Source organism: Lysinibacillus sp. NPDC056959 (assembly GCF_042674095.1).
Lineage (GTDB): Bacteria > Bacillota > Bacilli > Bacillales_A > Planococcaceae > Lysinibacillus > Lysinibacillus zambalensis.
Genome location: NZ_JBHURE010000019.1, coordinates 82,232 through 95,782, shown reverse-complemented (window position 1 = coordinate 95,782; position 13,551 = coordinate 82,232). Strand labels below are relative to the sequence as shown.

General features: G+C 33.4%; 5 protein-coding genes and 1 pseudogene. All 6 read left to right on the top strand.

Annotation, left to right across the window (positions count from 1 at the left end):
* Positions 1–307 precede the first annotated feature (307 nt).
* Positions 308–1,195: a VanY-A/VanY-F/VanY-M family D-Ala-D-Ala carboxypeptidase gene (vanY, locus tag ACFTQ7_RS18670; RefSeq protein WP_386830338.1), complete on the top strand. Its 888-nt coding sequence runs from the start codon at positions 308–310 to the stop codon at positions 1,193–1,195.
* 165 nt (positions 1,196–1,360) lie between these two features.
* Complete coding sequence (locus tag ACFTQ7_RS18665) at positions 1,361–1,894, top strand: VanZ family protein (RefSeq protein ID WP_386830337.1); 534 nt, start codon at positions 1,361–1,363, stop codon at positions 1,892–1,894.
* Positions 1,895–2,133: 239 nt separating this feature from the next.
* Positions 2,134–2,475: pseudogene (locus tag ACFTQ7_RS18660) on the top strand (phosphatidate cytidylyltransferase); the annotation flags it as partial.
* Positions 2,476–2,937: 462 nt separating this feature from the next.
* Positions 2,938–3,207, top strand: a complete 270-nt coding sequence (locus ACFTQ7_RS18655; protein ID WP_386830336.1) for a hypothetical protein — start codon at positions 2,938–2,940, stop codon at positions 3,205–3,207.
* Positions 3,208–3,701: 494 nt separating this feature from the next.
* A complete protein-coding gene (locus ACFTQ7_RS18650; RefSeq protein WP_386830343.1) occupies positions 3,702–4,109 on the top strand; it encodes a DUF3221 domain-containing protein in 408 nt (135 codons plus the stop codon).
* Between the two features lie 1,768 nt (positions 4,110–5,877).
* The gene (locus tag ACFTQ7_RS18645) at positions 5,878–13,482 is read left to right on the top strand and encodes a non-ribosomal peptide synthetase (RefSeq protein ID WP_386830335.1); all 7,605 of its coding nucleotides are present in this window, start codon (positions 5,878–5,880) and stop codon (positions 13,480–13,482) included.
* Positions 13,483–13,551: the final 69 nt, after the last annotated feature.

The window sequence follows — 13,551 nt, the reverse complement described above, 5'->3', positions numbered from 1 at the left end:
ATCAACAACCGACCAAGAAAATGTCTTGGCTGGAAAACTGCAAACGAGGCTTTTAATGAGCAATTGTTGCACTTAATTTGACAAATCATCGTATATAAAATATTCCTTTGTTGACGTTTGGTAGGGTACGTCGTCGTCATAAATATCGCAGAGATCCATTGTGCATCAGATAGTAAAACAAAATAGTTAAGATAGCTTCATATTTTAAGTAAGTAATTTAAGAAAAACTTAAGATTCATCCTACTTTTTTCTTAATTAGTTTTACTTATAATCTTTTAAGTAAAAAAGAATAAGGGAGAAGTTAAGAGTGAAAAAGTGGGGCTTTTTATTAATTTTTTCAATATGTTTGGGTGTGACAGCCTTTAAGATAGTACCATTCTTTCAAGATGAAAAAGGTGTAATAGGAAATGCCTATAATGAGAATGGTGTAGTGGAGGGAAAGTTGTTTTCTGGAAATATAAAAAAAGTAGAAATTCCAGTAGAACAAATTTATCAAGGAAATTTACTTTTGGTCAACAGTAAGCACCCAGTTCACAATGAAAGTATAAAATCAGATGTCATCAATTTAAATGTTCGCAAAGAATTGGTAAAAGGATACAGATTGTTTAATAGCGAAACATATTTATCAGAAGATATAGCAAGGAAATTTTCGGATATGGTTCTTGATGCGGAAGAAGATGAAGTTTCTAGTTTTTTAATTACAAGTGGTTTTCGAGGATTTGATGAGCAATCTAAACTTTATAAAGAAATGGGTTCCATTCGTGCCTTGCCAGCAGGTTACAGCGAACACAATTTAGGTTTATCGCTTGATGTGGGAAGTACCCAAGGGAAGATGGAGGTAGCACCTGAGGGAGAGTGGATTGCAGAGAACGCTTGGAAATACGGGTTTACTCTACGTTATCCAGAGGATAAAACGGACATAACGGGAATTATGAATGAACCATGGCATATTCGCTATGTCGGTTTACCACATAGTGCGATTATGAAAGAAAAGAATTTTGTGTTAGAGGAATATTTAGACTATCTAATAGAAGAAAAACATATTTCTGCTACTGTTAATGGTCAAAAATATGAGGTCTTTTATTATCCTGTTACTGAAAATACCACTATTAATGTGCCAGCAAATCTTCGTTTTGAGGTATCGGGCAATAATACGGATGGTGTGATAGTGACAGTATTTCCTGATAACGTGTAGAAACTTAGGTGAGGGTGCGGAATAAACTGTACGAAATTGATGAACGGTATTACCACACGGCGAAAATAGGGATTAAATTAAGTAAAATATTAATATTTACAGGGGATTATAATAATATAGGCAGATATCTTATAAGAAAATAAATTAGAATTTGGAGAATACTCTATGAAGATTAATGAAAGTAAAAAAACTGAACACAACTATATTTTGTTAATTATAGGATTAGGATTTTATATTTTTATTTTATTTGCATTTTTATTTTTTAAAACAAATTCATATCAATCTGTAAATCTTATACCGTTTTATACTATAACAGATTACTTATCTAATGGTGGTATTTTTTCTTTAATTAATGTACTGGGTAATATTGTTTTATTTATACCATTAGGTATCTATTTGATTTTGTTTAATTACAATAAAAGGATATTCATTAACACTTTATGGAGCGTCATTATTAGTGTGGCAGTTGAAGTCTTGCAATATTTATTTAAAGTAGGTGCAACTGATATTGATGATATAATTTTGAATGGATTAGGTGGATTTCTTGGAATTGTTATTTATAAAATCATATGCAAAATTTTTAAAGATAAAGTCAAATATGCTATTGGATTAATTTCAATTATAGCAGGAATCACTTTCTTTATTTTGAGTATTTGTTTTTCATCAGGTGTTTTCGGTATTAAAGTTCGCATTATTTAATATTCTTATACTCTTGCTTGATAGACCTTGCTCTACAATCTTATTTGCACATTTTGAATGAATACACTTAAATTAACGGGGTGCTTTACCAGGAGTTTTCAATTGAAAAGGCTGAGACTTTGCTGATTGGTGTTTTATATATTGGATTTGGGTTCAGTTCATTAGCAGAAGCAAGAATAGATAAAGGAGTTATTTGGACGTTATCTATATTACTAACAATTTGATCAACTGACTCAGGAGCTTACTTTATTGGAAGAAAATTTGGTAAAAAGAAACTTGCTGAAAAAATTAGTCCTAATAAGACAGTAGAAGGAGCAATAGGTGGTATTATAACAGCGATTATTATAGGAACGTTTCTTCAAATGACATTAAATACATATGTAAACTACATCGAAGCTTTAATAATAACTCTTGTTGTATCTATAGCTGGTCAAGTTGGTGACTTGGTTGAATCAGCACTAAAACGCAACTTTGGTATTAAATATTCGGGGAAAATACTTCCTGGTCACGGGGGAGTTTTAGATAGGTTAGATAGCTGGATCATTGTATTTATTGGACTGAAACTTATTGGCTTGTTATAGAAATATAAACTTATTATTCATTTTTTAAGGGATAAATAATTATTGGATGTAAATGAAACAACTTAAAGAGCCTTGCTTCTTATAATTTGTAGTAAGGCTCTTACCTTTTTGACTAAAATTAAATAACTTTATTAATCCAAATCAAAAGAGGGTATGAGTTATAAAACAGTAGAAAAAGAATTTGGAATTGCTCATTCAATGATAAGACGTTGGTCTTCAGGTAAGAGACTACAAAAGCACAGCGAAGAATTTTATTACTCTTTGCATTATGTTTACTAAACAACAACACTTGGAACTGTTTCGGAGTAACCAATGCCTGCCTTTAAATATTTACAATAAATTGAGAATAGCACACTAGAAAATTTGTTTCTCGTGTTTATGTCTTCTTCAATAGATAATGGAAAAGTATTGGATTTATTTAGGGAATACAAAGTCCGAAGTATTGCGAAAGGAGATAGTTCGATGGAGGATAGTAACAAAAAAGTATTTGTGCCTGATGATAAAGCGAAAAAGAAACAAGGGGTTGACCTTGGAAATTACACGCATATTCGTGCTTATCATGCCTGTCGTCCTATTGATATGGAAAGCTACTTTGTAGAGGGAATAATACCTTTTCATGTAGAGGAAATGCGTCAAATTGCAGCTGCTACTTTTGGAATACCAGCAAACATAGTAATGGATAACTACTCTGCATTGCAAGCTTCCGATTCTAAACATGTCTATTTCAGTTAGTTCAAGAAAGAACTTCTTAACGGAAGCGGACACTATTTATGTTGGGGGAGTGAATAGCTTAGACGAATTAACAATAACGAGCCTTTGGGTTACGAGTGCTGTAAACAGTGGTAGGGTGATGCCCAGGATAATAAAAAAACATGAGGATGTTTTGGTATTTGGAAGTGTACATCCCAATAGCAATCGGCTGATAAAATAAATAAATATGTTTAAGGATAAGTAGGTCACTAGCCACAAGGAGGGCAGGCTTGCTTTTTTTTGCGCCATTACGCTCTCAGCGCAAAAAGTAACTTTTATCAATAATATGAAAAGTGATAACCCAATTTGATGGAACAACAAATATAGAAGAGGCTATATTTGATCAAATTTCTGCTGAACACCAAATGCTGGGCAACTAAGGAATTAAATGATTTAGTCAATAACTTGATTTTAAATAATAAAATGGTAAAATTGGTAATGTAAGGAAATTAAATTATAGAAGGGAATAATTGATTATGTTTACAGCGAAACAAAAACTAGTTACCTTAGCAACTACTTTAGCATTAGGATGTGGATTTTCTTTTTTCGGGCTAACACCTACATCTGCTGCATCAAATGAACTTTCTACAGATCATATTTCTAGCCCATCAATTGAGAAACAACAACAAACCCATTTTACAGGTTATATTGTTTCTGTTGGTGATCATTATATGACAGTTGTAGATACGCCGACGATGCGAGAAGCGCTATTTTATCAAGAAAATTGGTGGGATTTAGTCAACCAAAATAAAATATTACTTGTTCCTGTTTTTGATAATAATTCTTATACTATTGGAGATAAACTAGATGTTTATTTTAAAGCAATGACTATGTCTCTCCCACCTATTGCGTTGTCACCTATCATTGAAAAAGTAACAGAATAGTCTATGTTAAAAAGAGGCGGGTAAAACTGGCTAAAACCATAAAAGCTTGAGAAATAAATGTTTCTAGAATTGATTTCTCACGTTTTTCATCAGATGTGTAGAAGTCAAATTTGCTCCGATTGTTCAAATAAATATGGCTTGTATTGAAATAAAAAAGAATGTGTCATAACTTTTGTTTATGACATATTCTTTTTGTTTTTTAAGTAACTTTAAAAAATATTAAAGGTAACTTTATGACTAAAGGGAGGAAACAATTGATGAACGTATCAAAATAGTAGATTACTGTTTAAAGCATCAAAAAAATCACTACAAACCTATAATGTTTCGTATAAACACAGGTGTACCATAGGGTGAAGAAGTAGCAATATTAATGGAAATTCATCTCTCTAAATGTTCCGCTAGCTTCTGTAATGTTCGATAATGTTCATTTTCAAGCTAGTAGATATTTTAAATGCGACAATTTCAAGTTTTACTACATCTTTTACGCATGATAAATAAGCCGTAAATGGGATGCTTTAAAACGTGTGAAGTCCGAATTAGAGCCTTCTAATTACTTGAGAGTGGATGTTAAAAATATAATCAGTAAAAGGACAACACCCTGGTAGCATTTTATCAGGTTACTTGGATGTTTTTTGTGGACGAAAATCAATGGTATTAGTGATGGAAATGAAATCCTATAGTTTACTTTGAGGAGACAAATATCAACTATTTATTGGATTTTTACTATAACCAGGATACTGGAGTTTTGGATTCTGTAATCGGGGATACAATTCAATCTAATAACGTTAAAGATTCTAGTTAAGATCAAAAAAGATACCTTTGTTGGCTTTCTGGTACACAGAGTACTGAAAATATGTATGTAACTCAACAGATAAGAGACTATGTCTAAAGATGTTCTTATCGGGATAAACATAAGTTTAGCAAACAAAAGCCTCAGATATACAATATATTATTTTGCGTTATTATAACTTATATTCAGTAGCCAAGCTTTTATTGTAAAATAACATTATTACCATTTATATTTCCTGTTTTTGAAAAATTTGACATTCCATTTCGTTCGTCATATACTATGGGCATGCTTACCGATATATTAGTAAACTTGTGTTGATATGTGAGACGGGAAAGCTTAATTCGAGCTTGGCTCAAGTATAGCTGACGCATGTGTGGTTGCTATCGCAGAAAAAAATGATGGCTTACATTACACCGCAAGTATAATCTGGATAATATTAAACTACGACCCAATACGTCGTTTACAAATTGCAAACTAGGGTTTTGTGTAGTAACGGAACAAAAATAGGCAATAGGACTCCAAACCACTTATATTTTATTCTCTTCAATTTTTAGTACCGGAAGTTAAGATCCGTTTTGAAATTCCTCTATAAAATGAAATGAATCCCATTATACTTATATGTGCATGTCCTATTACAGTCTTTTTTGATCAATTGCGTAATTAGAAAAGAGTCGTGCCACGCCCTAACTCCTAAAAACTTAGAGCTTGACCTGAATGTCTCGCTTTGTCAGTGAGCAAACTGAAGATTATCTGCTGAAGCTGTTTATCCATATTATTGTCCCGTGTAATTGTTTCGGCACGAATATAGGTATATCACAAAAGCATAAGCGAAATGAGTTGGTGATTTTTAATTAACATAATCCTCTATTCTCACATTCTAGTGGTTTTATACACAGCAAAACTATACGTTTTTAACAATCATCTACAAGCGTTATGAATTTTATTGGTAAAATTTTTCGTTAATAAGGAGGAACAGGTATGAACCGATTTGTTAAAGTAGAAAATACCCAGTTGATAACCGAAGCTCGATACGATGTAACAGAAAATCAGAAAGTATTATGGTTGGCACGTCAAATGGACATAGAAGCTGGCATTTATAATGAACCCGTTTCTATACAATTAAAAGGGGACTTAGATCTTAGAAGACTACAAAAGGCATTACAATATATTGTAGTGAAACACGTAGCGTTACAAATGAATATTGTATCTACGAATGACGGTCTGAAGCAAATAAGGAGAGAACAATTTCATGTAGACATTGATTTTTATGATTGGTCTTCCTATCCTAGCGCCATAAGAGATCAAATGTTGGACAAAACTTTGAAATCAAATCTCCACACAAGATTTGATTTAACCTCAGATACCTTGTTTCGTTTTCAACTGTATCAGTTGGGGCCAAATGAGTATCTCCTTTACATGTTGTTCCATCATATTATTTTTGATGGATGGAGTTTAGGACTATTCCTGCAAGATTTAGAACAAGCTTATTCATTAGATGAAACTTTTGAAACAGAAAAAAATTTACATAGAATACAAATGTATGGAAAACTTTTACATAAACAACGAAATTATATTGGAACAGAGGAGTATGTTAATTCTGGGAAGTATTGGAGTAGAAAGTTAGAAGGCACCTTACCGTGGAGTGAATTTCCAACAAGTAGCGGAAGGTCACTTGTACAAACATATCAAGGAGGAGCTTTACAAAATGCAATAAAGCCGGCTTTATCAAACCTTATAGAACAATTTTCCAAGGGAAATAAAGTTAGCTCATACCGTGTATGGCTAAGCATCTATATTGTTTTATTACATCAAATGACAAATCAGACAGACTTGGTAGTTGGAATGCCAATTAACACCAGAAGCCGTGACGAAGAAGATATGGAGGTATTTGGCTACTTTGTGAATACTGTTCCACTACGTATAGCACTTTCACCAACCGAAACTTTTATAGAGTTAGTTCAAAAAGTGAATAACTCTATAAAAGAAGCTATCGCACATAGAAATTATCCATTGAACCATTTGATTCAGCAAGTTAAGAATCGAGAAGAAAATAAACCGTCTTTATATTCAACAGTATTCAACATGGTGAAACTTCCGAATTTCAGAATGGAAGGCTTAGAAACGAAAGTTATTACACATCATAATCGAGTAAGTGTATTTGATATGGTATGGCGACTAGTTCAAAGCCAAAATGATGCTTTAAATATTGAAATTGATTATAACGCAGGTATATATGAAGAAAACGATATACAGAACTTTATAGATAGATTTCAACATTTACTACAGATATTGTTAGAAAACAGTGATATATCTATATGCAATCTAGAGTTGCTTTTACCACAGGATTATGATGTTTATCAAAATACATTGGCTGTGAAAAACGTGACGGCTATGACATTAGATCAACTCATCGATGAACAAGCGGATATACATCCAGATCTTATTGCTATAACGATGGGCCAACAAAATATCACTTATCAAGAGTTACGGGCCTTGTCGAACCAAGTGGCACAAACTTTATTGCGCCAAGGATTTCAAAGACAAAACCGTGTAAGTATCATCATGGATCGTAGTATAGAAGCCGTTGTTTCCATGATTGGAGTATTAAAAGCAGGAGGTACCTATGTACCTGTGGAGCCAGATTTTCCTGTAGACCGAATTCGTTATATATTACAGGATAGTGATTCAACTCATATTATTTCAAGTCATAAAATTAGTTTACGACATATTCAACAAGACCAAAAAGTTATTTTATATGAAGACATGTCTAAACAACCAATTATTGAGCAAGTGAAACGTACACATGCAACGGAGGATGGAGCCTATATCATTTATACATCTGGTTCTACTGGGAATCCTAAAGGTGTATTAATTCCTCATAAGGGAGTAATTCACTTTATACAATCCTTAAAAAATACGTATCATTTTCAGAAAAATCAAGTACATCTACAATTTGCATCACTTATCTTTGATGCATCCGTCTGGGAAATCTATAGTAGCTTGTTAACTGGTGGAAGGCTTTATATTTTATCGGAAATAGAAAGAAAATCTTTCAACCACTTTATCGAGGCAATTGAGAAGCAACAAGTAAATTTTTGTCTTTTACCTACTGTGTTTTTCCATACTTTAACGCAAGCGTCTCTACATGAATTAGAAAAATTGAAATCACTTAACTATATATTTGTTGGAGGAGAGACATTGCTACCGGAAACGGTACGAAAATGGCAAGAAAAAGTAGATTTGAAAATTCCAATTGTAAATGCATATGGTCCAACAGAATCGACAGTTTGTGTTGCCACATATCCGATTATCAACAAAGTAAATGAAAAACAAGCAAATATACCAATTGGGAAACAGTTATCTCATACAGAAATCTATATTTTGAACGAACAGCATCAAATTTGTCCACCGTACGTACCTGGAGAGATTTATATTGGTGGGAATAGCCTTGCAAAGCAATATGTCAATCAACCTGATAAAACAAAAGAAGCATTTGTAACAGTAAATTTACCAACTTCGTCTAATGCGAGACTATATAAAAGTGGTGATCAAGGCCGTATCACACAAGATGGGCAAGTTGAATTTTTAGGACGTATAGATAAGCAGGTGAAGATTCGTGGATATCGTATTGAGTTAGAAGAAATCGAAGAGCAAATGCTCCAACACCCTTCTATTCAACATGCATCTGTGATAGTTTATCAGAATAAAAATGGCGATCAGCAATTGATTGCTTTCTACATATTGCAAAAAGAGGCTATTGTGACTGCTGATGATATCCAAGCATATCTTTCGGAAAAGTTACCTTATTTTATGCTACCGAATTACATGCAAGATGTCGAGAAGTTTCCTTTAACACCTAGCGGCAAGATAGATTATAACTCATTACAAAAGCAAGCTGAGTCCGTATTAGAAAACCGTACCCATAGATATATCCCACCCAATACAGATACTGAAATACAATTACAAAATATCTGGGCAGAAGTTTTACGGATGAATTCTGAACAGATAAGTATCGAAGATGATTTTTTCACAATTGGTGGACATTCTTTACTCACAGTCCAAGTCATTAATCGTATTCATACCAGATTCCATGTACAGTTAAGTTTAAAAGACTTATATATATATCGAACGATTCATACATGTGCTGATTATATAGACCGATTAAATCCGATAGATATTGAAGACGTAATTCCACAAATTCCTGAACAAACGTATTACGCGTTATCACATGCACAAAAAAGACTTTGGTTTTTATACAAAAGGTATCCAGAAGATAGAACATATGATATTCCTATCCAGGTGCAAATACAGCCTGGTATACAAATCAATATGTTGAACAAAGCTTTATATGAAGTTGTAAAACGACATGAAATTTTTCGAACGATTTTCATGGAAAAGCAAGGGGAGCCTGTGCAACACATACGAGAAGAAATAGATGCGATAGCTACACACGTGGATATTACCAAAATTAAAAAGAGTAAACAAGCAGCATATAGGTTGAAGTGTATACGGGAAATTGATTCTAAAGAGTTTGATTTAGAACAGGGTCCGTTATTCCGAACAATCCTATTCACAGAGAATGAAGATTGCTCTTGGTTATATTTGAATTTCCATCATATCATTATGGATGAATGGAGTTTACAACTCTTTCTAAAAGAGCTATTGGAGGTATATGATGAAATAATACTAAATAAAATTGTGCATGCTACCAAACCTACTGTTAGATATGTTGATTATGTAGCATGGCAATATGAACATCTTTCGTTAGGAACATGGGAAATAGAAAAACAATATTGGAAACAAGAGTTCCAAAACGTTCTACCTCAATTATCACTACCATACGATCAAATGCCTAGTACTCCTTTGAATTCTGGTGCGGTGCTTTCTAAGAAAATAAATCAGATACATTTGGCAGGATTAAAAAAAATTGCACAACAAGAGGAAGTTTCACTATTCATATTGCTATTAACTGCTTACACACAATTTTTACAGCAAATATGTGGGCAGAATGATCTCATTGTAGGAACACCTGTGACAGGGAGACAACTTACAGCATTTGAAGATGTACAAGGTTTCTTTGTCAACACAGTTGCAATTCGAGTAAATACAACAGATGCTTCTACAATGAAAGAATTGTGTGAAGTCGTAAAAGAAAAATGTCTTTTGGCATTCCAACATCAAAACTATCCATTTGATAAGGTAATTGAAGCAGTAAACCCTGAACGAAGAGCACATGAAAATCCAATTTTCCAAACTATGTTTAGTTATCAACAGAACACAGCTCAACAACATAATTTGCATCGATTGGATATACAACCTGTAGAACAAGCAATTAGTAAATTTGATTTATCCCTTACATTTGTGGAGTCAGAAGATGGTCTAATTATGGATTTAGAATATAATACAGATTTGTTTGAAAGAACAACGATTTCACGTTTTGCAGAACAATTGTTGCAAATTATCCAGATGATACAAACAGATTTTACTACATCTCTTTGTCAATTAAGTATATTGAGTGATACAGATAAAACTATCTATCAAAAATTGAATGATACGTATATGGCGATGCCACCACATTCATCTATACAGGAACGTTATTATCAGCAAGTGTATAAAACACCAAATGCAATCGCAATTTCTACAGAGGATAGTTCATATACCTATGAAGAGGTGAATCATTATTCTAATCAAATTGCTCATTATTTGATTGAAAAAGGAATGCAACCGAATGATGTAGCTGCTATTTTCTTAGACCGAAGCTTTGAAAGTATTGTATGTATGTTAGGAGTTCTCAAAGCTGGTGGTACCTATGTGCCAATTGATATTAAATATCCGCCAGAACGTGTATCGTATATCTTAAACGACAGTAAGTCAAAGTTGATTCTAACGAAAAATGTGTTAAAAAAAGAATTACTATCCTATTATGAACAAGTAGTTGTAATTGAAGATATGTTAGCATCGTCTTCTATTCAAGACATCTTAAATAAAAATACAGCGGATGACACAGCATATATGATTTATACATCTGGATCGACGGGGAATCCGAAAGGTACATTACTCCGACATGCTGGCGTACTCAATTTAGTGGAATGGCGTTCAAAAACATTCCATATAACAGAGCAAGATGTGTTATCTCAATTTTACTCTCACAGTTTTGATTCGTCTGTTTCGGAAATTTTTTCAGCTTTATTAACTGGAGCAAGACTTCATCTGTTAAATGAGGAACAACGTTTCTCTTCACAGGCATATTTCGATGCAGTTTCTACTTATAACATTACGATTTCAGACGTGGCAACAGCCTTTTTTAAACAATTAGCAAATGGAGTGTCTTCAAAACAGCTCATTCCATTAAAAAGTTTACGTGTGCTAATTATGGGAGGAGAAGCTGCATCTGCAGAGGCTATTCGAAAATGGCATTCTGAAATGAGTGATACTGTACAGATTGTCAATGAATATGGACCTACGGAAACAACGGTTAGTTCGTTGTATCACTCTGTTTCTACAAAAGTGGATAGTACAGTTACCCAGATTCCTATTGGGAAGCCTATTGCTAATACAAAAATCTATATCTTAAATGAAAACATGCAGCTATGCCCAATAGGTGTAATAGGAGAACTATACATTGAGAGTGTAGGAACAGCAATTGGGTATGTAAATCAGCCAGATAGAACCAAACAATCATTTTTATCTAACCCATTTTCACCAAAAAATCAGTCAATTTTATATCGGACAGGAGATTTAGTACGCCTAGCATCAAATGGAAGTGTAGAATACATGGGTAGACGTGATAAACAAGTGAAAATAAGAGGATATCGTATTGAACTAGGAGAAATTGAAGATGTACTTGTGCAAGAGCCTCGCATTCAACAAGCGGTGGTTCTACCTGATGCAGAAGGAAAAGAATTACACGCATACTTCACTGTTCATAACCAAACAGAAATAAGTATTGAAAAAATCTATAAGCATGTTTCCGCTACTTTACCGGAATATATGGTGCCAAAAGGATATGTTTGTGTTCCAGAGATTCCTGTCACACAAAATGGCAAAATAGATGTTCAAAAACTACAAGGGCAGTATCAGATACAGTACCGGAAAAATAAAAATCATCAACCACCTGTTACAGAAACACAAAAGGTACTAGCTAATGTTTGGGCAGAAGTATTAAACATAAAAGACTTAAACATAAAAGATGATTTTTTTGCTCTAGGGGGACACTCATTAAAAATTATGCCTACTTTGGTGAAACTAAAACCATATTTCTCTAACTTGCGTATACAGGATTTCTTTCACTATCGTACAATCGAAAAACTGGCGCGAAAAATAGATACAGATGCGATTCAGCTAGAAAACAGTATAGTAGCGATTGCGGAAGAGCATAAAAAAGAAAATAATACTCATATAGATAAACAAGAAAACAGTAAGAAATGGGATACATTAATACAAGTTTCACAACAGAAACCTCGTTGTATATTATTAACAGGTGGAACAGGTTTTCTTGGTGCCCATATCTTAGAGCAGTTATTATTACTATCTGATACAGTGATTTATTGCCTAGTTCGGAATCAAAAACAAACTTCAATGGAAAATAAAGTACGAGAAAAAATGCAGTTTTACTTTGGCGAGGCCATTTTAGAAAAAATGAAGCATCGCGTTCAGATTATTGAAGGAGATTTGAGCAAAGAACATCTAGGACTTACACCAAATAAAAGAAAACAATTGATTCAAGAAATAGATACGATCATACATTGTGGAGGAGATGTGCGTCATTATGGAGACAGAGAACATTTTATCCAAGTCAATGTGGAATCTACTAAATACTTATTAGAGATGAGTAAAGACGCACGGGCACGTTTTCATTATATTTCAACAATTAGTATTTCTGGACATGCCCCTCATGATGCTAAAGAATTTTTATTCTCTGAACGAGACTTTGACAGAGGACAACAGTTAGATAATGTGTATGTGGAAAGTAAATTTTTAGCAGAAAAATTAGTAAGAGAAGCAATAAAAGAGGGCGTACCAGCAACAGTGTATCGTGTAGGAAACCTAGTAGGGCGTACACTTGACGGGAGATTTCAAGAGAATATAGAAGGTAATGCTTTTTATCGTTTGATAAAAGCTATCTTATTACTACAAATTGCACCGGACATTCATACGTATATTGATTTAGTACCAATCGATTTTGCTAGTAAAGCAATTGTACAATTGGTATGTACAAAGGAAACGGAAGGGGAAACTTTCCACATTAGTAATCCTGTTCAACTGGAATGGAAACCGTTTGTTGAATATTTGAAACAGAGCGGTCATCCTATAAAAATTGTAAATACTGAACAGTTTATGAACTTATTTAAAGACAATACATTGTCTGATAAACAAAAATATGCTTTAGAATTGATGGTGCCTTTACTAGAAGAAACAGCTGAAAATTCCTTATCAATCCCAACGTGTCAAGATACGCAACGTTTTTTACAAGTAGTTGATGTGGTATGCGAATTACCTAATGCAAAGTTTGTATCTAATTTGATAGATCACGGATCTCACTTAGGTTTTTTCCCCACTAGCAGAGAATATACTACGGTTTAAATGGTGATTAAAATAAGGTATATACATGAGAAAATTGAATAATTATTCATCGTGGGAAAAGGGTGCCTT